Here is a 23,387-nt window from a genome sequence, read left to right on the forward strand (position 1 = left end):
TTCCCTGGTAACGTCTTCGTGTCTGCATTTGCTGGCCGAATCCGACCAAATCGTGACGCTTGCTGATCTAGCCGGCGAATGTTTCATGACAGTGCCGACCTGTTTAATAAAATGTTTCAATAGCTCAATTCCTGTGAGGCAACGATATTTTTGGCGAAGGTAGCGACTTGACGGCAACACCGGGCAAGGCGATAAAGCCCGCCATGAGAACGTCTTTCGCCATTTGTGGCATTTGCATTATCGGCTAGCCTCGCGCTGGTCCTGGACGTTTTCGCCTTCCTCCCAGATTGGACAAACGCCCCGGCCAGCAGGCTGGACCCCGATTTGCGCCTCGGCGTAACCGACTCCATCCAGAGCACGATCCCAAAAGATCATGCCAAAGTAACGCACCGGGAACGCACGTATGTCTGACGCATCGAAGAGCCTGCGCCTCTACAATACGCTAACGCGGAGCAAGGAGGATTTCTTCCCGATCGATCCGCGCAACGTGCGCATGTACGTCTGCGGCCCGACGGTCTACGACTTCGCCCATATCGGCAATGCGCGGCCGGTGATCGTCTTCGACGCGCTGTTCCGTTTGCTGCGCCATCTCTACGGGCAAGCGCACGTCACTTACGTCCGCAACATCACGGACGTCGACGACAAGATTAACGCCCGCGCACTGCGTGATTTCGGCGACGAGATTGCATCGGGCAAGCTGTCGCTGAACGAAGCGATCAGGCGGGTCACCGAAAAGACCGCCGGTCAGTTCCACAAGGACGTGGCGGCGCTCGGTTGCCTGGAGCCGACGGTCGAGCCGCGCGCCACCGAGTTCGTCGAGCCTAGGCCCGACGGCAAGGTCGACATGATCTTCTTGATTCAACGCTTGATCGAACGCGGCCATGCCTATGTCGCGGCTGGAGAAGTCCTGTTCGACACCGCTTCCATGCCGGACTACGGGCAGTTGTCGAAGCGCAATCTCGACGAGCAGCAGGCCGGCGCCCGCGTCGCCGTCGATGCGCACAAGAAAAACCCCCAGGATTTCGTGCTCTGGAAATTGTCTTCGCCCGAGGAGCCGGGCTGGGACAGCCCGTGGGGCAGGGGTCGGCCGGGCTGGCACATCGAGTGCTCGGCGATGTCGGCCGCCTATCTCGGCGAGGTGTTCGACATCCATGGCGGTGGTCTCGACCTGATCTTTCCGCACCACGAGAACGAGATCGCGCAGTCGCGTTGCGCCCACGGCACCGAAACGATGGCCAAGGTGTGGATGCACAACGGTTTCCTGCAGGTCGAAGGTCAGAAGATGTCCAAGAGCCTGGGCAATTTCTATTCGATCACCGAATTGCTGGAGACGGAGACCTTTGGCGGCCGCAAATGGCCGGGCGAGGTGCTCAGGCTGGCGATGCTGATGACGCACTATCGCGAGCCGATCGACTTTTCGGTGCGCAAGCTGGAAGAGGCGGAGAATACGCTGCGTAAATGGAAGCGGGCGGCCGATCTGGCGCCGCCGACGGCAAAGCCGGTGCCGGCGGATGTGATCGAAGCGCTGTCGGACGACCTGGCCACCTATGCCGCATTCCAGTTGCTGACGCAGTTGGCTGGCGATGCTGTTGATTTCGCCGTTGGTAGCGGCAACGCCGCCGCCGAAGACAACGATGCTGCCGCTTCACTGAAGACATCGCTGTTGTTCCTCGGCTTCGATGTCGCAACAGCCAAGGTGGATGAAGACGCCATTGCCAAGGCGATCGCCAAACGCCTCGCGTTGATCGCCGCCAAGAACTGGGCCGACGCCGACCGCATCCGCGACGAGTTGCTGGCGCAAGGCATCCAGTTGAAGGACGGCAAGGACCCCGTCACCGGCGAACGCATCACCACCTGGGAGGTAAAAAGATGATCGATCATCTCGGCATCACCGTTTCAGATTTCGACGCGTCGAAGGCTTTTTACGACAGGGCGATGGCGCCGCTCGGCGCCTCGCTGCTCTACATGGTGCCGCAGGAATATACCGGCGGCGCCAAGGTCGGCGGCTACGGCCGCGACCGGCCGGTGTTTTGGCTGCACGCCGGCAAGGACAAGCCGAAGGATCATCAGCATGTCGCTTTCACCGCGCGCAGCCGCGCCGAGGTCGATGCCTTTCACGCCGCGGCGATCGCCGCCGGCGGCAAGGACAATGGCGGGCCTGGCCTGCGCCCGCACTACCATCCGAACTATTACGCTGCCTTCGTCCTCGATCCCGACGGCAACAATGTCGAGGCGGTCTGCCATGCTCCGGAGTAGTGCGCGATGAGCCTCGACAACAGACCGGTGTATACAGGAGGCTGCCAGTGCGGCGCGGTGCGCTTCCGCGTCGAAGGCACGCTCGGCGATGCTTCCGTCTGCCATTGCCGCATGTGCCAGAAGGCGAGCGGCAATTTCTACCTGCCGCTGGTCTCGGTGCGCGGCGCAAAGCTTGACTGGACGCGCGGTGAGCCCAAACGCTTCCGCTCGTCCAACGCGGCTTTGCGCGGTTTCTGCGCCGAATGCGGCACGCCGCTGACCTTCGAAGCGCCCGACGGCGTGGCGCTCGCCATCGCCGCATTCGACCACCCCGAGGAGATCGCGCCGACGATCCAATGGGGTGTCGAAGCCAAGCTCCCCTATGTGGATCATGTTCACGAATTGCCCGGTGAGGAAACGATGGCCGACGTCTCGTCTGCCTCCTATCTCGCCGACCTCGTCTCTTACCAGCATCCCGACCACGACACCGAACAATGGCCGACGGAGGAAAGATCATGACCGAAACCGTTCGTACCGGCGGCTGCCAGTGCGGCGCCGTGCGCTTCCGCATCCACGGCGCGCTCGGCCGCCCCTCGATTTGCCATTGCCGCATGTGCCAGAAACAGTTCGGCTCGTTTTTCGGCGCGCTGGTGACGGTGCCGAGCGACGGCGTCGAATGGCTGCGCGAGGAGCCGAGTTACTTTCAGTCGTCGGTCAACATCGATCGCGGCTTCTGCGCCCGCTGCGGCACACCGCTGACCTACCGCCAGCCCGGCGCGCTGGAGATCGCCATCGGCGCCTTCGACGACCGTTCCGATCTGGCGCCGCAGATCCAGGTCAACTACGCCGCCAGGCTGCCCTGGGTCGAGACGATCTTCGACGCGCCGGTCCATGACGACCCGGATTTCTACGCGCGACAGGAATCCATCATCTCCTTCCAGCATCCCGATCACGAGACGGCCAACTGGCCGCAGCAGGGCCTGAAATTATGAGCAGCGAATTCCGTACCCTCTATGCCGAGATCGAGGCTTTCGAGTCCGGCATGCTCGACGTTGGCGATGGCCATCAGGTCTATTGGGAGCGCTCAGGCACCCGCGGTGCCAAGCCGGCTGTGTTCCTGCATGGCGGGCCGGGCGGCACCATTTCGTCAAAGCACCGGCGGCTGTTCGATCCGAAGCTGTACGATGTCATCCTGTTCGACCAGCGCGGCTGCGGAAAATCGACGCCCAATGCCTCGCTTGAAGCCAACACCACCTGGCACCTGGTCGCCGACATCGAGCGCCTGCGAAAAATGTGCGGCTTCGACAAATGGCTGGTGTTCGGCGGCTCGTGGGGTTCGACGCTGGCGCTGGCCTATGCCGAGACCCACCCCGAGCGGGTCAGCGAACTGGTCGTGCGCGGCATCTACACGCTGACCCGCGCCGAACTCGAATGGTACTACCAGTTCGGCGTGTCAGAGATGTTCCCCGACAAGTGGGAGCGGTTTGTGGCGCCGATCCCGGAGGCTGAGCGCGGCGACATGATGGCCGCCTACCGCAAACGGCTGGTCGGCAGCGATCCTGTGGCGCAGGTCGAGGCCGCCCGCGCCTGGAGCCTGTGGGAGGGCGAGACGATCACGCTGCTGCCGGAACCGGAAACCAGCGGTCCCTTCGGCCAGGATGATTATGCCCTGGCTTTCGCCCGCATCGAGAACCACTACTTCGTCCATGCCGGCTGGCTGGAAGAGGGACAGCTGCTGCGCGATGCATGGAAGCTTAAGGATATCCCGGGTACCATTGTTCACGGCCGCTACGACATGCCGTGCCCGGCGCGCTATGCCTGGGCGCTGCACAAGGCGTGGCCGAAAGCGGATTTCCATCTGATCGAAGGCGCCGGCCACGCCTATTCGGAGCCGGGCATCCTCGACAGGCTGATCCGCGCGACGGACATGTTTGCCGGGAAATGACCATGGCTCGCGAGCGCCTTTATCTGTTCGACACCACGCTGCGCGATGGTCAGCAGACGCCGGGTATCGACTTTTCCGTGGAGGACAAGATCGCCATCGCCAAGCTGCTCGACGAGTTCGGCATTGACTACGTTGAGGGCGGCTACCCCGGCGCCAATCCAACCGACACCGCCTTCTTTGCCGAGCGTCGCACGGCCGATGCCAAGTTCGTCGCCTTTGGCATGACCAAACGGGCAGGAGTGTCGATCTCGAACGATCCCGGCCTTGCCGCGCTGGTCCAGTCGAAGTCGGACGCCATCTGCTTCGTCGCCAAGAGTTGGGACTACCATGTCCGCATCGCGCTCGGCTGCACCAATGAGGAGAACCTCGAGGCGATCAAGGCCTCGGTCGAGGCGGCGCTCACTGCCGGCAAGGAGGCGATGGTCGACTGCGAGCATTTCTTCGACGGCTTCAAGGCCAATTCAGATTATGCGCTGGCCTGCGCCAGGACGGCTTATGAAGCCGGCGCGCGCTGGGTGGTGCTGTGCGACACCAATGGCGGCACGCAGCCCTCCGAGGTGCGCGCCATCGTCGAAAAGGTGATCGCGGCCGGCATACCGGGCGACCATCTCGGCATCCACGCCCATGACGACACCGGTCAGGCGGTGGCAAATTCGCTTGCCGCCGTCGAGGCCGGCGTGCGCCAGATCCAGGGCACGCTGAACGGCATCGGCGAGCGCTGCGGCAACGCCAACCTGATCTCGATCGTGCCGACATTGGCGTTGAAGCCGGCCTTTTCGGGCCGCTTTGCTACAAGCATTTCGGCAGAGGCGTTGACCGGTATATCGCGCCTGTCCCGCGCCTTCGACGAGTTGCTGAACCGCGCGCCCGAAGCGCAGGCGCCCTATGTCGGGGCCTCCGCTTTCGCCACCAAGGCCGGCATCCATGCCTCGGCGCTCGCCAAGGAGCCGGCGACCTACGAGCATGTGCCGCCAGAGACTGTCGGCAACCGCCGCCGCGTCATGGTTTCGGACCAAGGTGGGAAGGCCAATTTCCTCGCCGAGCTGAAGCGGCGAGGCATCGACATGCCCCGGGATGACCATCGCCTCGACGCGCTGATCGCTGTGGTCAAGGAGCGCGAGGCCGAGGGCTACGCCTACGAAGGTGCCGACGCCAGCTTCGAGCTTCTGGCGCGCAAGATGCTGCACGGCCTGCCGGAATTCTTCCGCGTCACCTCGTTCCGCTGCATGGTCGAGCGCCGCTTCGATGCCAACGGCCAGCTGAAGACGGTCTCGGAGGCGATCGTGAAAGTGCTGGTCGAGGGCGAGGAGAAGATGTCGGTCGCCGAAGGCCATGGCCCGGTCAACGCGCTCGACATTGCGCTGCGCAAGGATCTCGGCAAATTCCAGAGCGAGATCGCCGATCTCGAGCTGGCCGACTTCAAGGTGCGTATCCTCAATGGTGGCACCGAGGCGATCACCCGCGTGCTGATCGAATCGCATGACGGCACCGGCGCGCGCTGGTGGACGGTCGGCGTCTCCGAAAACATCATCGATGCTTCGTTCCAGGCGCTGATGGATTCGATCGTCTACAAGCTGATGAAGAACCGCGACATGGCGGGATTGGCGGCGGCGGAGTAGCGTTGAACCATCAGCGAGACTCCATTGATCCATCAGCAATTTGCGATGGTTTTGGGCAAGCCGCTGGCGCATAGCCTTGGGCCATGGCTACCCAAGCACTTCAAATCGAGGCCGATACCAAAGCTCGTCGCGGCTTCCTGCTGGCGCTCGGGGCCTACCTGCTTTGGGGGCTGCTGCCCTTCTACATGAAGGCTGTCGCGCATCTGCCGCTGGCCGAAGTCATCGCCCACCGCATCGTCTGGTCGGTGCCAATCGCGGCCGCTGTCCTGGTCTGGGCCGGCCGCACTGCCGATTTCAAAGCGGCAGTTCGTTCGCCGCGCATCATTTCGATGGCGGTGCTGACGGCGGCGCTGATCTCGGTCAACTGGGGCATCTATGTCTGGGCGATCGCGGTCAACCGCACCATCGAGACGGCGCTCGGCTACTACATCAACCCGCTGGTCAGCGTCGTTGTCGGCGCGCTGCTGCTCGGGGAGCGGCTCGACCGCCTGCAGATCGCGGCGGTGGTGCTGGCGGCAATCGCGGTCGCGGTGCTGACCATCGACGCCGGCAAGCTGCCCTGGGTGTCGCTGGTGCTGGCCTTTTCCTTTGCCGCCTATGGCTTCTTCCGCAAGACGCTGCCAATCGGCCCGAGCCAGGGCTTCCTGCTTGAAGTGCTGCTGCTGTCGGTGCCGGCACTCGGTTACATCATCTTCCTGATCGCCACAGGACAGGATCATTTCGTCTCCAGCTCGCTGAACGACACCGCCTTGCTGATCGGCTGCGGTCCGGTCACCGCCGTGCCGCTGCTGTTGTTTGCGTTCGGCGCCCGGCTGCTGCGCCTCTCCACCATCGGCATCATGCAATATATCGCGCCGACGATCGTCTTTTTGATCGCGGTGCTGATTTTCGGCGAACCCTTCGGCACCGTTCAGGCCATAGCCTTCGGACTGATCTGGGCGGCGCTGGCGATGTACTCCTGGTCGATGTTTTCTTCGGCGCGCAAGATCGTTGCCGCATCCGCTCGAGCCACCTAACGAAGAAAAGGCGGCTGGCCAGTCTTAATGCCGGCAGCCGCCTCTTTCACGATCGCTCAGCGCTTCGGCCCGAAGCCGGGATAGGGCTGCAGCGGCACGACGGCGGCAATGTCCATCATGCCGGCCTTGACCAGCGGCAAGGTTGCGAGATGGTTGCGCACGTCGGCATCGCTGCCGGCCTCGAACATCATGCCGCTGCCGGGAATGTCGCCTCGATTCCACACCTGACGCACGGCGCCTTCGGCATAGAGCGTGCGGCGCTGCTCGGCCTCGCCAGGCAGCAGTGGCGCGAAATCGGCGTCGGTGAACTTTTCGGTGTTGCGCGCAAGAAGGGCAAAGAACTGCATCGGAATCTCCTGATGTTGGCCGTTGGAATGGCGAAAATATTCGCTTCGACTGGCCAGACAGTCCAAGACTGATTAGGCTAAAGTTGAGACCTTACGGGACTTTAGCATCGGAGCAACAATGTTCGACCTGCGCCAGCTCCGCTATTTCATCACGGTGGCCGAAACCGGCAATGTCGGGCGTGCCGCCGAATTGCTCCGCATCTCGCAGTCGCCGCTCAGCCGTCAGATCATGCAGCTGGAGGAGCAACTGGGCGTCGCATTGTTCGAGAGGGCGAGGCAGCGTGTTCATCTCAATCCCGAAGGCCGCGCCTTTCTTGCCGAGGCGCGTGCGCTGCTGGCCCATGCAAGACGGCTGGAGGAGCTCGGCCGCAATCTCGCCAGCGGTACGGTCGGCCGTCTCGCCATCGGCTATGTCGAAGGCGCGGTCCATGCCGGGCTTGTCGCTCGGATGCTGCGCCAGTTTCGCCGCGACCGGCCCGAATTTCATCTTCAACTGAAGGGCCAGCGTTCCGCCGCGCAGATCGAAGCGCTGCGCGAACGATCGCTCGATCTGGGCCTCGTCTACACGCCTCCTTCTGCCGATGATCCCGACATCGCCGCCATGCTCATCATGCGCGAGCCGCTGGTTCTGGCGATGCCGGAAAGCGATCCATTGGCCGATATCGCGGAGATGCTGCCGCAGCAACTGGACGGACGCACCTGGATCACGGTGGTGCGCCAGCCTGACGACACCAACCGCAGCCAATTTCTCGCCGCCTGTGCGAAGGCCGGCTTCCTGCCCGACATTGCCTATGAGACGACCGATCCGTTGACGTCATTGGGCTTGGTCAGCGCCGGGCTTGGACTGGCGACGGTGCAGGCCAGCCTGCGGAGTGCCGCGCCGCCTCAGATCGTGTTTCGTGATCTGCCGTGGTTCGAACGCACGGTCTCGATCCATCTCGCCTGGCGGCGTCAGGACAAGCGTGCGGTCATTGCCGACTTAAGGAGGGCGGTAGGGCAGGGGTGAATAGTGAATAGTGAATAGTGAATAGTGAATAGTGAATAGTCAGTAGGGGATAGACAGGCGCCGGTTCGGAAGGTCTTGTACTTCACCATTCACCATTCACTCTACATCTTATCAATCACCGACTGCACGCCCTCCGTCGGTGCATCTACGGAGGAGCCCGCCACCATGATAGCGGCGACGATTGCTTCCGGGTCCTCGACCACCAGCGGCTTGACCCGTTGCGCCGTGTGGATGAAGCCCTCCGTTGCCATGTGGTCAAGCAACGCCAGCATCGGATTCCAGAACCCTCCAATGTTGCCGAAGACGATCGGCTTGCGATGATGGCCGAGCTGCGCCCAAGTCATGATTTCGACGATCTCCTCGACGGTGCCGATGCCGCCGGGCAACGCCACAAAGGCGTCGGATTTCTCGAACATCCTGTGTTTGCGCTCGTGCATGTTGTCGGTGATGACGAGTTCGTCGAGCCGGTTAAGTGCGGTTTCGGTCGCCTCCCGGTTGATCAGAAAACGTGGAATTATGCCGGTTACCTTGCCGCCGGCCTTTAATGCCCCTTCAGCGACGGCACCCATGATCCCTTTAGTGCCGCCGCCATAAATCAGACGCAGGCCGGACTTGGCGATCGAGCGGCCAAGCAGGTGTCCGGCCTTGATATAGGTCTCATCTCGGCCCGGGGACGAGCCGCAATAGACGCAGACAGATCGAATCGTGTTCATGTTATGATTGGTGATAGGGACTATTGGCATGGTCAAGCCCTGGGGCGGGCTTTTTCTTGTCGGCTTTGGTAAAACAGGCTAGACCGAAATTAGGTGGCTAAGGGGCAGGGAAACATGGCAATTAATCCATTGAAGGCGTTTTTGTTCGCGGCTGGCGGCTCTGTCGCCGCGGCGGGAACCGCCTATGTATCGGGCGCACTCGACCCGTATCTCAATTCCGCCCCGCCTGCGGAGGTCGCGGCGCTGACGCCGCCGGCTTCGAAACCGGCCGCTCCGGCGACCGAGGGCCGGCTGCCGCCTGCGCCTGCCGCGTCCACCGATGCGGCAGCGCCCGCCGCCCCGGCCGCAGCAGGTGCAATCGTGCCGACCTTCGATATCGTGCGTGTCGAAAGCAACGGCTCGATCGTCGTCGCCGGCAATGCGGCGCCCAACGCCAAGGTCGAGATTCTCAACGGTTCGACTGTGCTCGGCTCGACGGTGGCCGGTCCCGACGGCGCCTTTGCCATTATTCTCGACGATCCGCTGAAGCCCGGCGACTACACGATCACGCTGCGCTCGACGGCTGGCAATGTCGTGATCGCCTCGGCGCAGACCGCCGTCGTTTCGATCCCCCAGAATTCCACCGGCCAAGTGCTGGCAATGGTCGAGGAGCCGGGCAAGCCGTCCGAACTGCTCACTGTTCCAGCCCCTGAGGCAAAATCTGATGCCTCGCCGCCTGCCACCGGCACCGAACTGCCGGCCGCCGCCGCGCCGGCGCCAGCCGCCCCGGCCGCCATTGAAGCCCCACCGGCTCCGGCAGCGCCCGCCACACCGGCAGCGCCTGCTGCTCCCGTGGCGGAGCCCAAGATCGTCGTCGAAGCCGTCGAAATCGACGGCAACAAGATTTTCGTTGCCGGCGTCGCTGATCCCGGCCGCAAGGTGCGCGCCTATGCCAACGATATCCTGCTCGGCGACGCGAAGACCTCGCCCGACCGCCACTTCCTGGTCGAAGCGACACGCGACATTCCGGTCGGCACCTACACCATTCATGTCGACGCGCTCGACGCCGACGGGGTGACGGTGGTGGCTCGTGCCGCCGTGCCGTTCGAGCGCGAGCCGGGCGAGGCGGTTGCCGCCGTCGCGCCCGCCGAGCCAAAGCCTGCCGAGATAAAACCAGCCGAGCCGAATGCTCCGGCGACCAAAGCCGCGCCGGCTACGCCGGCAACAGCCGCCGAAACGCCCGCAACTGCGCCCACTCCTGCCACCGAGGCCCCGGCCGAAATGGCCGCCACAACGCCTTCGGGCGAAACTCCCGAGACGGTGGCTCCAAAGCTCGAACATGCCGATGGCGCAGTCATTATCCGCCGCCATGACACGCTGTGGCGGATTTCGCGGCGGGTCTATGGCCAGGGCATGCGCTACTCGACCATCTATCTCGCCAACCAGGACCAGATCAGCAATCCGAACCGCATCTGGCCGGGGCAGGTGTTCAAGGTGCCGGAGAAATCGAAGGAAGGCGAGCCCGCCGATCTCAAGGCAATGGGTGACCAAATGACGACGGCGCCAGCCAAGACCGAGTAGCGTTCTGCCCATCAGGATAGCTTGCGGCAGGGCCAGTCAACGTTTATCGCCGATGGACGATGACCGAATCCCCCCTCGTAACGGACCGACGCCGCGCGGCAGATGAACACGCGCCGGCCAACTGCACGCCGGATAGCCGCGCCGTCGCTGTCCAGCTCGCGGCCCTTTCGCATCCAGCGCGGATCGACATTCTCAAACACCTTTCCGCCAGCCGTTCCTGCTGCTGCCGCGAGGTCGTCGAGCATCTCGACCTGGCGCAGTCCACCGTTTCCCAGCATTTGAAGATACTGGTCGAGGCCGGGCTGATCCGCTTCGAGCCTGACCGCCAGCGCTCGCGCTATGAACTCGACCGTGCCGCGCTCGCCGATGTTTCCGCATCGTTAGCCGCGCTGGTCGATTCCTGCTGCTCCGGCCGCTAAGATATAAAAGGTAAACAAGAATGGCCGAGAAAACCGTTTCCGCCGATTCCGGCTCGACCTTCAGAACGTTGCGCAATCTCTGGCCGTATATGTGGCCGGCCGACCGCGCCGATCTGAGGGCGCGCGTGGTGTGGGCAACCGTACTGCTGGTTGTCGCCAAGCTGACCCTGGTGGCCGGACCCTATTTCTTCAAATGGGCGACGGACGCGCTGGCCGGCGATAGCAAATCGCCGCCGCCGCTGCCGGCCTTCCTGCTGGCGCCGGTCATGCTGGTCGTCGCCTACAATGCCGTGCGGCTGGTGCAGCTCGGCTTCAACCAGTTGCGCGACGCCCTGTTTGCACGGGTCGGCCAGCATGCGGTGCGCCGGCTCGCCTTCCGCACCTTCGTGCACATGCACGAACTGTCGCTGCGCTTCCACCTCGAACGGCGCACCGGCGGACTGTCGCGCGTCATCGAGCGCGGCACCAAGGGCATCGAGACGATCGTCCGCTTCACCATGCTGGCGACGGCGCCGACGATCGTCGAATTCGCGCTCACCGCCGGCATCTTCGCCGTCACCTATGGCTGGCTATACGTCTTGGTGATCGCGGTCACGGTCTGGCTCTATGTCTGGTTCACCGTCAGGGCGAGCGATTGGCGTATTTCGATCCGCCGCGAGATGAACGACAGCGACAATGAAGCCAGCACGAAGGCGATCGATTCGCTGCTCAACTACGAAACAGTCAAATATTTCAACAATGAAGCCATGGAGGCCGAGCGCTTCGACCGTTCCACGGCGCGCTATGAGGTGGCGGCGACCAGGACCTGGACCTCGCTTGGCTGGCTGAACTTCGGCCAAGGCGTCATCTTCGGCATCGGCATGACCGTCGTCATGGTGCTGTCGGCGCTCGAGGTGAAGGCAGGCACACAGAGCGTCGGCGATTTCGTCTTCGTCAACGCCATGCTCATGCAGCTTTCGGTGCCGCTGAATTTCATCGGCATGATCTACCGCGAAATTCGCCAGGGCCTGACCGACATCGAAAACATGTTCGATCTGCTCGACGTCAAGCGCGAGATCGTCGATCGGCCGGGCGCCAAGCCACTGGTCGTCGAAGCCGGCAAGGTCGAGTTCCGTGACGTGCATTTTTCCTACGACCCCAACCGCAAGATACTGAAGGGCATCAGCTTCGAGGTGCCGGCCGGCAAGACGGTGGCCATCGTCGGCCCCTCCGGAGCCGGAAAGTCGACCATTTCGCGGCTTTTGTTTCGTTTCTACGACATTCAGCGCGGCAAGATTCTGATCGACGGCCAGGACATTCGCGACGTCAAGCAGGAGAGCTTGCGCGCCGCCATCGGCATGGTGCCGCAGGACACGGTGCTGTTTAACGACACCATCGCCTACAACATCCGCTACGGCCGCATCGGCGCCAGCGAGGAGGATGTGCGCAAGGCGGCAGAACTGGCCCAGATCGGACCGTTCATCGAGCGGCTGCCCGACGGCTATCGCTCAATGGTCGGCGAGCGCGGGTTGAAACTGTCCGGCGGCGAGAAGCAGCGGGTGGCGATTGCCCGCACCATCTTGAAGGCACCGCCGATCCTGATGCTCGACGAGGCGACCTCGGCGCTGGACAGCCACACCGAGCAGGAGATCCAGGCGGCACTCGACCTGGTCAGCCAAGGCCGCACCACCCTCGTCATCGCCCATCGGCTGTCTACAGTGATTTCGGCCGACGAGATCATCGTCCTGCAGGACGGCCAGATCGCCGAGCGCGGCACCCATGCCGCCTTAATGGCCAAGCGCGGCCTTTATGCATCGATGTGGGACCGCCAGCGCGAGGCAAGCGAGGCCGAGGAGCGGCTGCGCATTGCCCGCGAAAGCGACGAGTTCGGCGTCGTCGTCCGCCGCCGCACCTCGGAGGTGAGCTGAAAATTCGTGCTTGACCTCAACTTAAGTTGAGATCGTAGACCGTTTTGGATCGCAGCAAGATGCGTCGTTGAAAACGGAGACAATCGATATGAGTGAGATAAATCAGGCAGTTAGTGGCGGCAGCGTATTCCGGGTGGACAAGTTTGTTGTTCCGGCCAACGCCCGCGAGGAGATTCTTGCCAAGGTCCGGATGACGCATGAATTGCTGCGCCAGCAGCAAGGGTTCGTCCAGGATTTCCTGCTTGAGCAATTCTCGGGGCCGGGCGAGTTCAACCTCGTGACCATTGTCGAATGGGAAGGGCAGGCCGCTGTCGACAAGGTCGTGCCGATCATCAAGGCTGCGCATGAGCGCATCGGCTTCAATCCTCAGGAGACCATTGCGCGACTTGGCGTCAAGGCCGATATTGCCAACTATCAGCGGATTCCCGGGGTGTAAGCTCTCTACGGCCAGCCGGCGCCCGGCGCAGTAGCCTCGACGCTGAGCACTTGGCCGGTACGGGCATCGCTGATCATATGTTCGAAGCCGCGCCATTCGGCGGCGACGATGAACAGCGTTTTTCCCTCGCTGCCGCCGAGCATGCAGGCAAAGCAGCCGCGGTCGACATCGACGCTTTCGATCATCGCGCCGCCTTCGCGCACCCGCACGCAATGCCGGTTCGGAACGTCGGCGTACCAGGCCGCACCTTCGGCATCGAGGCAGATGCCGTCGGGAAAACCGTTGCCGAGATTGGCCCAGATCCTGCGGTTGGAAAGGTGGCCATCGGCAGCGATGTCGAAGGCGGTCAGCCGGTTGGCGTGGGACTCGGCAACGATCAGCGTCTTGTTGTCAGGCGTCACTGCCATGCCATTGGCGAAGGCGAGGTTCTCAGCCACCTGCTGAACCGAGCCGTCAGGTGCAACCAGCACGATGGTGCCGGGGCCGAAATGCTGGCCGGGAGCCGGAGCAGGCCCACCGCCATTGACATAGATGTTGCCGCGTCCATCGACGACGATCTCGTTCCACGGGCCCTTTGATAATTGTCTCAGATCGGCATGGGTGACCAATGTTCCGTCTGCCTCCTGCCTGAGGATCAGCCCTTCGCGGCCGGAGACGACAAGCAGGCGCCCGTCCGGAAGCCAGTCAATGGAGTAGGGCAGGGTGGCCGGCACGGTGAGCACGATCTCGCTGTTGCCCAGAGCGTCAACGGCGATGATCTGGCCTGTGCCCCAGTTGCAGAACCACAGCCGGCCATCGTGCCAGCGCGGCGACTCGCCGAAGGCCAAGCCGTTCATCACCACTTGCACTTGCCTAGCTGCTAATTCCTGCATGGGCCGAGAACCTCCGGGTTTGCGCAAATCGTCATGGCTGAAAGGCCGATGAGAGGCGCTGTCTTGCCAAGGACGGGCCAGAGTGCTGCGTTCCGACAATGAGGATGGCGACGGCGTCGTTTATATTTGACCTGAGTAGCCGCACGGAACCGCGCGATGCGCCGTGCGCCTCCACTCATCCTTCTTCAATGAAGTATAACCGGCCGGTGCTTGCGGACGGGAAAGTCAAATGCAAGAATCACGTTGGCCCGCAGAAATCCTGTTGTGGCAAGCAGGAAGGGCGTTTGGCGTGTTCGAAAGATTTTCCCGCTGGGCCAAGAAGAAATTTCAGCGATCAGCGACCATTTCACCGGCTCGGTCCAAGCAGTCATTCCCAGGCAAGCCATCATCTTCGGTGATCGTGCCGCGCTCAGTCGTGGAAGACGCGGCCGACAATCCTTTCGGTCTCATTGTAGCCGTCAGAGAATTCGTCGAAGCCATGGTCTCCCAAGGCCTTTACCGTTCCACCGAAATCAGCCCCAAGGCAATGCAGGCCTGTCATGCCGATGACTATTTGGCTGAGGTCAACAATGGCGGCCATAGCCAGTTCATCTATAATTCTGGCGAAGAACTCGACACCGTCATTGCCGACGCACGCACCGCCCTCGTCGGCAAGAGACTTGGCCGTGTTGAAGCGCAGGCAATAGAAACGGTGCTCGAATTGGCCGCAGCCTATCATGCGCCGGTCGCTGTCGACCTCTTGCTGCGCAGGGCCGGGTTCGATCCGACCGATGCTGTCGTCTCTGCGAACTCGGTCGTGCCTAGGGAAGGCGGCGCGGTTGTGAACTGGGTGGTTATGGCCGACGAGCATGTATTCCTCCTCCAGTCGACCCTGAAAGGCGGCGTGCTACGCGGCACCCACGAAGAGAGCTTGGCGGAGGCCGATCGGCGCGAGCTCGAGGAGTATTTCGACCAAGCGGCGGCAGCGGGTGCCTGAGTGGATTTCGCTTGGCCGTTCTGAGACGGCGACGACCGCCACCTCCAAGCGCTCCCATTGTCGCGTTGCGACCGCGGGGTGTTTCCGCTATTGAGGCCGGACTTGGAACCAAGGTTGTCCTCATCCCATGAGCCTCGTCGACACGATCAAGAATGCGTTCGTTCCGATCCATCGCGAGGGTTATCCCTTTATCGCTGCGTTCGGCGCGGCGACGCTCTTTCTGGGCTATTTCTCCTCGACCCTGTTCTGGATCGGTCTCATCCTGACCGCCTGGTGCGCCTATTTCTTCCGCGATCCCGAGCGTGTCACGCCGATCGACGACCGGCTGGTTGTCAGCCCTGCCGACGGCATCGTCTCGGCGGTCGGCCCGGCCGTGCCGCCGCGCGAGCTTGGCCTCGGCGGCGGTGAAATGACCCGCATCTCGGTGTTCATGAACGTCTTTTCCTGCCACGTTAACCGCTCCCCGGTGCGTGGCCGCATTTCCAGGATCGAGCATCGGCCAGGAAAATTCCTCAACGCCGAACTCGACAAGGCAAGCACCGAGAACGAGCGCAACGGGCTGGTCATCGAAAGCCCCAATGGAACGGTCGCCGCGGTGCAGATTGCCGGCCTCGTGGCGCGGCGCATCGTCTGCTGGGCCGAGCCCGGCGGCGCCATCGGGACCGGCGAGCGCTTCGGGCTGATCCGCTTTGGCTCGCGCGTCGATGTATTCCTGCCCTCGACCGCGACGCCGCGTGTCGCCGTCGGCCAGACCGCGGTTGGCGGTGAGACGGTGCTGGCGGAATTCGGCGGCGTTGCCGCAACGCCGCTCGTGCGGGTCTCCTGACCGGTGGCGCCGCCGTTCAAGAAATTCGAGGCGCATGGCGGCGGTGGCCCTCGCATTCGCGAAATCCCGATGCGCATGGTGCTGCCCAATCTGGTCACGGTGCTCGCCATCTGCGCCGGCCTGTCCGGCATCCGCTTCGGCTTCGAGGGCCGCTTCGAGCCGGCGGTGGTGATGGTGCTGCTCGCCGCCTTCCTCGATGGTATCGACGGCCGTCTGGCGCGAATGCTGAAGGCGACTTCCAAATTCGGCGCCCAGATGGATTCGCTGGCCGATATCGTCAATTTCGGCGTGGCACCGGCGCTGGTGCTCTATGCCTTTCTGCTCGACAGGGCAGGTTCGCCGGGCTGGATCGCGGCGCTGCTGTTCACCATCGCCTGTGGGATGAGGCTTGCCCGCTTCAACGTGCTCGACGAAGAGCTCGACCGTCCGCAGTGGCAGACCGAATATTTCGTTGGCGTGCCGGCGCCGGCGGGTGCGGTGCTGGTGATGCTGCCGCTCTATCTGTTCTTCCTCAGGCTTGGCCTTGAACCCAGCCGCCTGGCAGCCTTCATTGCCACCGGCTTTACAATATTGGTGGCGTTCCTGCTGGTCAGCAGACTGCCCGTCTATTCCGGCAAGAGCGTCAGGATACCAGGCGACAGGGTGCTGCCGATCATCCTCGCAGTCGTCCTCTACGTCCTGCTTTTGATGACCTATCCCTGGTACACGCTGACGGCCTCGGTTGCCGGCTATCTGCTCTTCTTGCCGTTCAGCGTGCGCGCCTATTCGAGACGCGCCAAGCGCGAAGGCGAGAAGGTGCCGTCCTCGGACATTGGCTGACAGATTTGGTGCCAATTCCTCCTGCGCCTGGCAGTGCACGAAAAGGGTCACCAGTTTAGATCAGGGAGCGGCTCGCAGGGGACGCGGCGCTGTGGGGGCATCGCCGCGTTTTCGGAACTTGCTGGGCGCCTGACCGTTTGTATCGGTAGATTCGTTTGAGCGGCTGCTCGTGATACGTCGTCAGCGTCGCGCAAGCTGCCGCATCGGGCGGCAGAACCATCGGAAAACGAGGAGAAATGGCTGTCATCCTCATTGGCGTGTTACTGACTGTCGCCGGCTTTGTCTATATGGCGGTAGCAGTCATCATGCGCGGGCGGCTCAGTGAGCCGACCGCTGTCTCCACCGCGCCGGATAGTGCGACGCCTAATCTCGCAACACCAGGTCCAACCTTGGAGCCGCGGCGGCGCGGGCTCCGTTTTCTCGGCCTGTCGCAGAACTGGCCGGGCCTGCTGATGATGGCCGTCGGCGCCATTCTGCTGTTGTCGGTGGTGGTCCTCTAGAGTTCTCGACAGCAAACCTCAGGCGGCTGCGCTCAGTCCCAGCCTCTCGAGTGCCAGCTTTCTAGTCGAGACATAGTCGGTCTTGCCGGAGCCCAGTACCGGGATCTCCTCGACCTTGACGATGTCGTTCGGCACCATCAGTTCGGCCGCGCCGGCTTTTTTGCCGAATTCGCGCAATTCGTCGGGATCGGCATTGTCGGCGGTGGTGACGAGAACGAGGCGCTCGCCGCGCCGCTTGTCTGGCACCGCCACCACGGCGTGATGCTCTTCCGGCCATAGCGACTGCACCAGCATCTCGACCGCACCAAGCGATACCATCTCGCCGGCTATCTTGGCGAAGCGCTTGGCGCGGCCGCGAATGGTGATGAAGCCTTCGCGATCGACCGAAACGATATCGCCGGTGTCGTGCCAGCCTTCGAGCGGCTGCAGCTCGCCAGGCCGGTCGCCAGTCATGTAGCCCATCATCAGGTTCGGCCCGTCGAGCCACAGCCGGCCGGCGTCGCTGATGCCTTCGACCGGTTCGAGTTTCATGCGCATGGCCGGCAGCAGCCGCCCGACCGTGCCGTCGCGGCCGTGGATGGCTGTGTTGACGGCAACCACCGGTGCGGCCTCGGTCAAGCCAAAACCTTCGATGATCTCGGCCTGGAAGCGTTCGCGATAAACCCGGCGCGTCTCCGGCTTTACCGCTTCGGCACCGGCCACGACGAAGCGCAGGCTGGAAAAATCGCCGTCCTTGGCGGTGCGGGCATAGTTGGCGAGGAACGTGTCGGTGCCGAACATCACCGTCGGCCGGACCTTGCGCGCCACCTCCGGAATAAGCTTGTAGTGGAGCGGTGAGGGGTAGAGGAACAGCTTTACTCCGGTGACCAGCGGCAGGATGGTGCCGCCGGTCAACCCGAACGAGTGGAACACCGGCAGCACGTTGAGCAGGATGTCGGCCGGCGAGATAGTGATGCGGGCTTCCGCCTGCATCGCATTGGCAAGAAGGTTCCGGTGCGACAGCACCACGGCCTTGGGCGTGCCTTCCGAGCCGGAGGTGAACAGGATCACCGCCGGCTTGGCCGCATCCTGGCGCTGCAACGGCCAGCGCCACAGCAACGCGGCTGCGGCCTTGTCCAGGACGGTCACACTTGCGCGAACATCCTCCAGCCACAGCAGTTTCGCCCCGCCCTTTTCCACCGCCTCGACGATGTCGACGAGGTTGGCCTTTTCGACAAAGGCGCGTGAGGAGACCACGGTCCGGATCACCGCCGTGCGGATGGCGGCGGTGACGCTCGCCGGGCCGGAGGTATAGTTGATCATCGCTGCCACCCGCGCAGCCGACAAAAGTCCGACGAACGACAGCACGACGCCATTGGCGTTGGGCAGGAGCAGCCCAACCGCTTCGCCCGGCGCTGTTATTGCCTCGAAGCGGCGGCCCAAAACCCTGGCGCCGATGAACATTTTCCGGTAGCTCAGCGCACCGCCAATGACGTCCTCGATAATTGGGTGCGAAGCGCCAACACGGTCGGCGGCATCGCGCATGGCGAGAAACAGGCCGCGATCGAGATCGCTGCCGAAAAGCCTGGCCTCGGCGAAGCGGTCAAACAGCGCATTGGTGTTGGAGGCCTGATCTGGGTTCCGCGCCACCAGCTCGGCGATGGTCATCGGCTCCAGCGCGCTGATCGACAGCTGCGGAAACCAATGGCGCGGCGCCTTGTCTGCCGGCGTCAGCGAAGCCGGCAGGCTGCGTGCGCCGGCAACAAAGACCGGCACGATGCGGGCGTCGGCCTGCATGGCGATACGGGTGATGGCGCGAAACAACCGAAACGACTTGACGTCGGGCTCGACTGCATCCGGCAGGTAAACGGCGAGCCGGCCCTTGCCCTTCAGCACCCGCACCAATCTGCGGCTGACGAAGACATGCTCGGCGTTGAAGGCGATGGTGCGGCCGAGCTCGCGCCACGGCTCCAGCCACGGCGATCCGGCCGAAGCCTGATCGAGGATGTGCAGCGTGTCCTCCGGCAGCAGCGACAGCATCAGCGCCGGCTCGATGCGTGACTGATGCCAAATGACGTAGATGACGGGGGCCGCCGACTTGCGGGCAATCTTGATGCGCTCGTCGCTGATCCGGTAGGCGAGCTTGAACGGCACGTAGAGCAGCGCCTGGCTCAAGCGCAGGCCGAGGCGGAACTTCTCCACCACGCCGATCAGCAGACAGGCCGCGACAAGACCCGCAAGCAGCGCCAGTGTCAGGATCATCGCCGCATCTCCCAACGATCTCACGTCACGGCTCTTCAGTGGCCGCTTCGGGTGAGAACCTAGCCGAAGTTGGATCAACGTCAATGCGGCTCCATTTTTCCTTCTCTCCTATCTTTAATTGGGCTCGGCTGCCTATCGCAGCTACGCCGCTTTCATCCTTCCGCTGATGAAGCGGAATTCCTGCGTCTTGCCGCCAAAGCCATAGGCGGCCGCAGGCACTTCATGCACGAGGGCGTAGCTTTCCTCATGCACCTTGCCCAGCAGCCGGCCGAATGCGGCGAAAATTGCCTGCAGATACGCCTCCAGTTCGAGCTTGGTGTTGGTGCCGTCGACAACCTTGATGTCGAGCCAAGCCGTGTTGGCGCCATGCTCGGCCAGCGACTTGCCGCCGGCGAACCAGTGCTCGGGGTCGTGATAGGAAATGGCAACAGCTGTAATCGTCGCGTCCTTGCGCAGATGCGTGGCCGTCAGTTCGGTCACTTCCTTGGCAATGGCGGCGGACAAAGCGGCATCGGGCTTGCCGGTAACGCTGACATTGATGATCGGCATATTTCTTCTCCTCGGTTTCAGCGGCGCCTCTTCGCCGTCGAGAAAATCATGCCATCGTCCTTTGATCAAAAAAATCGAATTGTTTTTGATAAACACTTTGATAATATCGAATTATGCAGATGTTCGATCCCGACCTCCTCAAGACTTTCCTCGCTTTCGTCGATGGCGGTTCCCTGGCGCGGGCCGCGTCGATCGTCGGTCGCTCGCCGTCCGCAGTGACCGCGCAGATGCAGCGGCTGGAGGATGTTGTCGGCGAACCGCTGCTGGTGCCGCAGGGGCGAGGGCGCGGCCTGACGCCGGCAGGCGAGGATCTGATCGCTCACGCGCGTCGCATCCTTGCCGCGCACCGCGAGGCGTGGCTGGCCCTCAAAGGGGCGCACGCCGACGGGCGCGTCGCCATCGGCACCACGCAGGATTTCGCCGATAGCGGCTTGCCGCAGCTTCTCAGGGCTTTTGCTGTCAGCCATCCGCGCGTCAGGATCGAACTGCGCGTCGGCCGTTCCGCCGAACTGGCGCAGGCTTTGCAGGCCGGCACCCTTGATCTGGCCATTGCCATGCGGCAGGTGCCGACACGGGACGAAGTCGGTGTGCTCAAGGAACCAATGATCTGGCTTTGCTCACAGAACGGGCTGGCCGCCCGCCACGACGAACTGCCCTTGGCGCTGCTCGATCCCCATTGCGGGTTTCGCGAAGCGGCGACCAGTGCACTCGATGCGGCCGGCCGTCGCTACCGCATTGCTGCCGGCAGTGCCAGCCTTGCCGGCCTGCGCACGGCGGTGCACGCCGGCATCGCCTTGACGTTGAGGACGGCGCGCTTCGCTCATTCCGGCATCGTCGAGGCGCCGCGCGATCTTGATCTGCCGCCGGTGCCGGTCGCCGAATTCGCCGTCCGCTTGCGTGAGGATGCCGACCGGCCGGCGCAGGATCTGGCCGCGTTGTTCAGCGGCAACCTGGCCTTGGCCAATTGAGCCAGCAAAGAAAAAGCCGACCTTGCGGTCGGCTTCTGAGTAAGACGGGCCGAGGGGTTTGGGGGGACTTGGGGTGGCCCGTCGCAGCCATAATGCCTGAGCCCTATGATGGTTCCGTGACTTTTAAAATTTATTTTCAGGAACGGATTTCTCGTGATCGGACCACCAACTCGCGCTCGGACGCGGCGAGGATTGGTCATGCATCCGCTGCGCGCTGCCTGGCCATCAGCCAGTCGCGGCCGGCGTGGGCGAACACAGCGCAAAGCACGATGGCGCCGCCGACCATGCTGGCTGCCGGCGGGATCTCCGCCAGGAACAGGAAGGCAAACAGGATCGCGAATGGCACTTCAGCTGAACCCAGCAATCCGGACTCGGCCGCCGGAATAAGCCGGGTGCCCTCCGTCCACAGGATCGAAGCCAGCGCGAACGAGGAGCCGAAGGTGGCTAGAAGCACAGCGTCCCTGGCCGAGACAGCCAGCGGATCGGCGACGAACCAGCCGAGCACGAACAGAAGGAATGCCGACACCGCACCCGCCCACACCACCGGCGTGTCGCGGAAGGCGCGCACCATGATCATGTAGAGCGCGCTGCCGATCGTCATCAGCAGCGCCAGCCCGTCGCCGAACAAATGGCCGGTGCCGAAGCCGGACCAGACCATGATCGCCACCCCGCATAGTGACACGGCGGCGGCGGCAAGCGTCTGCAGCCGGAACGGCTCGCGGACCAACAGGAGGGCCAGCAGCGCGGTGACGAACGGAGCCGTGGCATAGATGATCGCGACATTGGCGACAAAGGTGAACTTGAACGCCGAGATGAAGGCGATGCTGGCGAGCGCGCCTTCGATCGCCAGCAGCCAGCCTCGCCAGCCGAGCCGCAGGCTGTCGCGACCGCCGGAGCGCTGGCGGCGCCATAGCACATAGAGGCTGATCAGGATCGAGCCGACGAAGCCGCGCCAGCAGGTAATGGTCAGCGGGTCGGCATGGATCGATTTGGTCAGCACGCCGGTGAGGCCGAAGACGGCCGCCGATGCCGAGACCAGGATGATGCCGAGGGTACGTTCGCGGGCGCTTTCCACTGTGCCTGGCATGTCCAGCAATTCCGTCATCTCACCAGCCTACTCTGCCCCGTCCTGACACCATAGTGTCAGCTTGATCGAGGCGTCGTGCATCGAAACAGCAGACCGGCAGCCCCGGTGAACAGGATGCCGGCGAAAGCCTTTCGCGCGTTTCCAGGATGGCGATGTCGGCCATTGTCCGGCGGCCTTACGAATGTGTTGCGAGAGACGGTGTGAAAGCGTTGGATGCCCCCGTATCGTCAGGCTATACGGGCGAGACCCTGCTAAGCGCTACGCCAGCGCGCGCTTGCGTTTGGGGCAGGCGGCATAGCCGTTAAGCAGCGAAGCCAGGCAACTATAGGAGACGACGAAATGGATGCGATCGCATTGAAGGCCATGCAGGCGCCGCTGAAGGAGGCCTATCGCGACGACGCCTCGCGCGCGCTGATTACTCTCCGCGCCAAAGGCTCGATCGACGACCAATCGATCGCCTGCAAGGTCGAGACAGGCACGGCGATCGCCATTGCCGGGCTGCATCCGGCGACCGGCGGCACCGGGCTCGAACTCTGCTCCGGCGACATGCTGCTGGAGGCGCTGGTGGCTTGCGCCGGCGTCACGCTGAAGGCGGTAGCGACGGCGCTGGAATTCAAGCTTGGGGCCGCCACGGTGGAAGCCGAAGGCGATCTCGACTTTCGCGGCACGCTTGGTGTGGCAAAGGATGCGCCGGTTGGCTTCCGTGCCATCCGGCTGACATTCGGCCTCGACACCGACGAGCCGCAGGAGCGCGTCGATGCGCTGATCAAGCTGACCGAGCGCTACTGCGTCGTGTTCCAGACCATCAGCCAGAAGCCGGAGCTGGCGGTAAGCGCACGACGCTGGGGCTGCTGATCTCCCCCCTTGAGGGGGAGATGCCCGGCAGGGCAGAGGGGGTTGGTCCGACCGGGCTCGGCCCGCTGCAGCAGATGGAGGCCGGCGCTCCACGCGTGGCGACCCCCTCTGGCCTGCCCTCTTTGCCAAAACTTGGCATCTCCCCCTCAAGGGCCCCTCAAGGGGGGGAGATCACGCTGTCCTACTGCGCCGACGGCTCCTCGGCGTCGCCCTCGTCGGCGAAGGGCGAGGCGCTCGGCACGCACTGCACCGACCAGCCGGCCGGCGTCGGTTGCTTCTGGTATTCGGTTATGGCGAAGGTGCACTGTTCGCGGGTGTCGAATGTGCTGGGCAACACGACCATGCCGCCTTGCGGGCCGGCGATCACCAGATACCAGACTAACGCTACGCTCGGTGCCGCCATGGGTATTTCCTCGCTCTGCTTGTTTTGGGAGTCGCACGATCCTAGCAACTCCGGCCCAGCGGCGAAAGCTGGGCCAAAGCGCGGCGTT

At 63.3% G+C, this 23,387-nt stretch carries 25 protein-coding genes; 18 read left to right on the forward strand and 7 right to left on the reverse strand.

Annotated features, from left to right (window positions below):
• Window positions 1–403: 403 nt before the first annotated feature.
• The 7 genes from cysS to rarD all read left to right on the forward strand — a co-directional run bounded on the left by cysS (window position 404) and on the right by rarD (window position 6,815).
• Window positions 404–1,873: a cysteine--tRNA ligase gene (gene cysS / locus NKH23_RS08515; RefSeq protein WP_352911558.1), complete on the forward strand. Its 1,470-nt coding sequence runs from the start codon at window positions 404–406 to the stop codon at window positions 1,871–1,873.
• Window positions 1,870–2,256: a VOC family protein gene (locus NKH23_RS08520; RefSeq protein WP_352911555.1), complete on the forward strand. Its 387-nt coding sequence runs from the start codon at window positions 1,870–1,872 to the stop codon at window positions 2,254–2,256. Before cysS ends, NKH23_RS08520 begins: the two co-directional genes overlap by 4 nt.
• A 6-nt stretch (window positions 2,257–2,262) precedes the next feature.
• Entirely contained in the window at window positions 2,263–2,754 is a 492-nt protein-coding gene (locus NKH23_RS08525; RefSeq protein ID WP_352911552.1) for a GFA family protein, read from the forward strand.
• Window positions 2,751–3,227 carry a GFA family protein gene (locus tag NKH23_RS08530; protein WP_352911549.1) on the forward strand — a complete coding sequence of 159 codons (477 nt, stop codon included), beginning with the start codon at window positions 2,751–2,753 and terminating at the stop codon, window positions 3,225–3,227. The genes NKH23_RS08525 and NKH23_RS08530 overlap by 4 nt, the downstream gene beginning before the upstream one ends.
• A complete protein-coding gene (gene pip, locus NKH23_RS08535) occupies window positions 3,224–4,180 on the forward strand; it encodes a prolyl aminopeptidase (protein WP_353034563.1) in 957 nt (318 codons plus the stop codon). The genes NKH23_RS08530 and pip overlap by 4 nt, the downstream gene beginning before the upstream one ends.
• Window positions 4,177–5,799, forward strand: coding sequence for a citramalate synthase (gene cimA / locus NKH23_RS08540; RefSeq protein ID WP_352911546.1), 1,623 nt, complete (start codon window positions 4,177–4,179; stop codon window positions 5,797–5,799). The genes pip and cimA overlap by 4 nt, the downstream gene beginning before the upstream one ends.
• 83 nt (window positions 5,800–5,882) lie before the next feature.
• Entirely contained in the window at window positions 5,883–6,815 is a 933-nt protein-coding gene (gene rarD / locus NKH23_RS08545) for an EamA family transporter RarD (RefSeq protein WP_352911543.1), read from the forward strand.
• Window positions 6,816–6,871: 56 nt separating this feature from the next.
• Here rarD and NKH23_RS08550 read toward each other — a convergent pair whose 3' ends face one another.
• Window positions 6,872–7,162: a muconolactone Delta-isomerase family protein gene (locus NKH23_RS08550; protein WP_352490924.1), complete on the reverse strand. Its 291-nt coding sequence runs from the start codon at window positions 7,160–7,162 to the stop codon at window positions 6,872–6,874.
• A 118-nt stretch (window positions 7,163–7,280) separates the two neighbouring features.
• Here NKH23_RS08550 and NKH23_RS08555 point away from each other — a divergent pair, with 118 nt between their 5' ends.
• Window positions 7,281–8,168, forward strand: a complete 888-nt coding sequence (locus NKH23_RS08555) for a LysR family transcriptional regulator (protein ID WP_352911540.1) — start codon at window positions 7,281–7,283, stop codon at window positions 8,166–8,168.
• A gap of 101 nt (window positions 8,169–8,269) precedes the next feature.
• On the opposite strand, the gene NKH23_RS08560 is transcribed toward NKH23_RS08555, so the two are convergent.
• Window positions 8,270–8,881 (reverse strand): LOG family protein, encoded by a 612-nt coding sequence (locus NKH23_RS08560; protein ID WP_353034565.1) that lies wholly within the window; start codon window positions 8,879–8,881, stop codon window positions 8,270–8,272.
• Window positions 8,882–8,995: 114 nt separating this feature from the next.
• On the opposite strand from NKH23_RS08560, the gene NKH23_RS08565 reads away from it, so the two are divergent.
• The 4 genes from NKH23_RS08565 (at window position 8,996) to NKH23_RS08580 (ending at window position 13,203) form a co-directional block, all read left to right on the forward strand.
• Complete coding sequence (locus NKH23_RS08565) at window positions 8,996–10,441, forward strand: LysM peptidoglycan-binding domain-containing protein (RefSeq protein WP_352911535.1); 1,446 nt, start codon at window positions 8,996–8,998, stop codon at window positions 10,439–10,441.
• 59 nt (window positions 10,442–10,500) lie between these two features.
• Window positions 10,501–10,860: an ArsR/SmtB family transcription factor gene (locus tag NKH23_RS08570; RefSeq protein ID WP_352911533.1), complete on the forward strand. Its 360-nt coding sequence runs from the start codon at window positions 10,501–10,503 to the stop codon at window positions 10,858–10,860.
• A 20-nt stretch (window positions 10,861–10,880) separates the two neighbouring features.
• The gene (locus NKH23_RS08575; RefSeq protein ID WP_292662189.1) at window positions 10,881–12,767 is read left to right on the forward strand and encodes an ABCB family ABC transporter ATP-binding protein/permease; all 1,887 of its coding nucleotides are present in this window, start codon (window positions 10,881–10,883) and stop codon (window positions 12,765–12,767) included.
• Between the two features lie 88 nt (window positions 12,768–12,855).
• Window positions 12,856–13,203 carry an antibiotic biosynthesis monooxygenase gene (locus tag NKH23_RS08580; RefSeq protein WP_352717518.1) on the forward strand — a complete coding sequence of 116 codons (348 nt, stop codon included), beginning with the start codon at window positions 12,856–12,858 and terminating at the stop codon, window positions 13,201–13,203.
• Window positions 13,204–13,208: 5 nt separating this feature from the next.
• Here the strand turns inward: NKH23_RS08580 and NKH23_RS08585 are convergent, their stop codons facing one another.
• Window positions 13,209–14,039, reverse strand: a complete 831-nt coding sequence (locus NKH23_RS08585; RefSeq protein WP_352977794.1) for an SMP-30/gluconolactonase/LRE family protein — start codon at window positions 14,037–14,039, stop codon at window positions 13,209–13,211.
• Window positions 14,040–14,475: 436 nt separating this feature from the next.
• On the opposite strand from NKH23_RS08585, the gene NKH23_RS08590 reads away from it, so the two are divergent.
• The 4 genes from NKH23_RS08590 (at window position 14,476) to NKH23_RS08605 (ending at window position 17,196) form a co-directional block, all read left to right on the forward strand.
• Window positions 14,476–15,051 (forward strand): DMP19 family protein, encoded by a 576-nt coding sequence (locus NKH23_RS08590; RefSeq protein WP_352911527.1) that lies wholly within the window; start codon window positions 14,476–14,478, stop codon window positions 15,049–15,051.
• Window positions 15,052–15,178: 127 nt separating this feature from the next.
• Complete coding sequence (locus NKH23_RS08595; protein WP_352615861.1) at window positions 15,179–15,877, forward strand: phosphatidylserine decarboxylase; 699 nt, start codon at window positions 15,179–15,181, stop codon at window positions 15,875–15,877.
• Window positions 15,878–15,880: 3 nt separating this feature from the next.
• On the forward strand, window positions 15,881–16,696 hold the full coding sequence (locus NKH23_RS08600; RefSeq protein WP_023719846.1) for a CDP-alcohol phosphatidyltransferase family protein: 816 nt from the start codon (window positions 15,881–15,883) through the stop codon (window positions 16,694–16,696).
• 236 nt (window positions 16,697–16,932) lie between these two features.
• Window positions 16,933–17,196 carry a hypothetical protein gene (locus NKH23_RS08605; protein WP_352911525.1) on the forward strand — a complete coding sequence of 88 codons (264 nt, stop codon included), beginning with the start codon at window positions 16,933–16,935 and terminating at the stop codon, window positions 17,194–17,196.
• Window positions 17,197–17,214: 18 nt separating this feature from the next.
• Here NKH23_RS08605 and NKH23_RS08610 read toward each other — a convergent pair whose 3' ends face one another.
• A complete protein-coding gene (locus NKH23_RS08610; protein WP_352911523.1) occupies window positions 17,215–19,437 on the reverse strand; it encodes an AMP-binding protein in 2,223 nt (740 codons plus the stop codon).
• A gap of 141 nt (window positions 19,438–19,578) precedes the next feature.
• On the reverse strand, window positions 19,579–19,986 hold the full coding sequence (locus NKH23_RS08615) for a tautomerase family protein (RefSeq protein WP_352467176.1): 408 nt from the start codon (window positions 19,984–19,986) through the stop codon (window positions 19,579–19,581).
• Window positions 19,987–20,099: 113 nt separating this feature from the next.
• Here NKH23_RS08615 and NKH23_RS08620 point away from each other — a divergent pair, with 113 nt between their 5' ends.
• Window positions 20,100–20,954 carry a LysR substrate-binding domain-containing protein gene (locus NKH23_RS08620; protein ID WP_352911520.1) on the forward strand — a complete coding sequence of 285 codons (855 nt, stop codon included), beginning with the start codon at window positions 20,100–20,102 and terminating at the stop codon, window positions 20,952–20,954.
• A gap of 196 nt (window positions 20,955–21,150) precedes the next feature.
• Here NKH23_RS08620 and NKH23_RS08625 read toward each other — a convergent pair whose 3' ends face one another.
• On the reverse strand, window positions 21,151–22,059 hold the full coding sequence (locus NKH23_RS08625) for a DMT family transporter (protein ID WP_502908320.1): 909 nt from the start codon (window positions 22,057–22,059) through the stop codon (window positions 21,151–21,153).
• Between the two features lie 321 nt (window positions 22,060–22,380).
• On the opposite strand from NKH23_RS08625, the gene NKH23_RS08630 reads away from it, so the two are divergent.
• The gene (locus tag NKH23_RS08630; protein WP_352911517.1) at window positions 22,381–22,896 is read left to right on the forward strand and encodes an OsmC family protein; all 516 of its coding nucleotides are present in this window, start codon (window positions 22,381–22,383) and stop codon (window positions 22,894–22,896) included.
• A 181-nt stretch (window positions 22,897–23,077) separates the two neighbouring features.
• Here NKH23_RS08630 and NKH23_RS08635 read toward each other — a convergent pair whose 3' ends face one another.
• Window positions 23,078–23,299, reverse strand: a complete 222-nt coding sequence (locus tag NKH23_RS08635; protein WP_292662211.1) for a hypothetical protein — start codon at window positions 23,297–23,299, stop codon at window positions 23,078–23,080.
• Between the last annotated feature and the right edge of the window lie 88 nt (window positions 23,300–23,387).

Source organism: Mesorhizobium sp. M1328 (assembly GCF_040318075.1).
Lineage (GTDB): Bacteria > Pseudomonadota > Alphaproteobacteria > Rhizobiales > Rhizobiaceae > Mesorhizobium.

Coding starts and splice junctions, on each gene's coding strand:
- rarD (WP_352911543.1), top strand. CDS start 5,883: ATGGCTACCCAAGCACTTCAAATCGAGGCCGATACCAAAGCTCGTCGC.
- NKH23_RS08555 (WP_352911540.1), top strand. CDS start 7,281: ATGTTCGACCTGCGCCAGCTCCGCTATTTCATCACGGTGGCCGAAACC.
- NKH23_RS08605 (WP_352911525.1), top strand. CDS start 16,933: ATGGCTGTCATCCTCATTGGCGTGTTACTGACTGTCGCCGGCTTTGTC.
- NKH23_RS08525 (WP_352911552.1), top strand. CDS start 2,263: ATGAGCCTCGACAACAGACCGGTGTATACAGGAGGCTGCCAGTGCGGC.
- cimA (WP_352911546.1), top strand. CDS start 4,177: ATGACCATGGCTCGCGAGCGCCTTTATCTGTTCGACACCACGCTGCGC.
- NKH23_RS08565 (WP_352911535.1), top strand. CDS start 8,996: ATGGCAATTAATCCATTGAAGGCGTTTTTGTTCGCGGCTGGCGGCTCT.
- NKH23_RS08585 (WP_352977794.1), bottom strand. CDS start 14,039: ATGAACGGCTTGGCCTTCGGCGAGTCGCCGCGCTGGCACGATGGCCGG.
- NKH23_RS08530 (WP_352911549.1), top strand. CDS start 2,751: ATGACCGAAACCGTTCGTACCGGCGGCTGCCAGTGCGGCGCCGTGCGC.
- NKH23_RS08635 (WP_292662211.1), bottom strand. CDS start 23,299: ATGGCGGCACCGAGCGTAGCGTTAGTCTGGTATCTGGTGATCGCCGGC.
- NKH23_RS08620 (WP_352911520.1), top strand. CDS start 20,100: ATGCAGATGTTCGATCCCGACCTCCTCAAGACTTTCCTCGCTTTCGTC.
- NKH23_RS08570 (WP_352911533.1), top strand. CDS start 10,501: ATGACCGAATCCCCCCTCGTAACGGACCGACGCCGCGCGGCAGATGAA.
- NKH23_RS08520 (WP_352911555.1), top strand. CDS start 1,870: ATGATCGATCATCTCGGCATCACCGTTTCAGATTTCGACGCGTCGAAG.
- NKH23_RS08595 (WP_352615861.1), top strand. CDS start 15,179: ATGAGCCTCGTCGACACGATCAAGAATGCGTTCGTTCCGATCCATCGC.
- pip (WP_353034563.1), top strand. CDS start 3,224: ATGAGCAGCGAATTCCGTACCCTCTATGCCGAGATCGAGGCTTTCGAG.
- NKH23_RS08610 (WP_352911523.1), bottom strand. CDS start 19,437: ATGATCCTGACACTGGCGCTGCTTGCGGGTCTTGTCGCGGCCTGTCTG.
- cysS (WP_352911558.1), top strand. CDS start 404: ATGTCTGACGCATCGAAGAGCCTGCGCCTCTACAATACGCTAACGCGG.
- NKH23_RS08550 (WP_352490924.1), bottom strand. CDS start 7,162: ATGCAGTTCTTTGCCCTTCTTGCGCGCAACACCGAAAAGTTCACCGAC.
- NKH23_RS08615 (WP_352467176.1), bottom strand. CDS start 19,986: ATGCCGATCATCAATGTCAGCGTTACCGGCAAGCCCGATGCCGCTTTG.
- NKH23_RS08560 (WP_353034565.1), bottom strand. CDS start 8,881: ATGAACACGATTCGATCTGTCTGCGTCTATTGCGGCTCGTCCCCGGGC.
- NKH23_RS08625 (WP_502908320.1), bottom strand. CDS start 22,059: ATGACGGAATTGCTGGACATGCCAGGCACAGTGGAAAGCGCCCGCGAA.
- NKH23_RS08580 (WP_352717518.1), top strand. CDS start 12,856: ATGAGTGAGATAAATCAGGCAGTTAGTGGCGGCAGCGTATTCCGGGTG.
- NKH23_RS08630 (WP_352911517.1), top strand. CDS start 22,381: ATGGATGCGATCGCATTGAAGGCCATGCAGGCGCCGCTGAAGGAGGCC.
- NKH23_RS08575 (WP_292662189.1), top strand. CDS start 10,881: ATGGCCGAGAAAACCGTTTCCGCCGATTCCGGCTCGACCTTCAGAACG.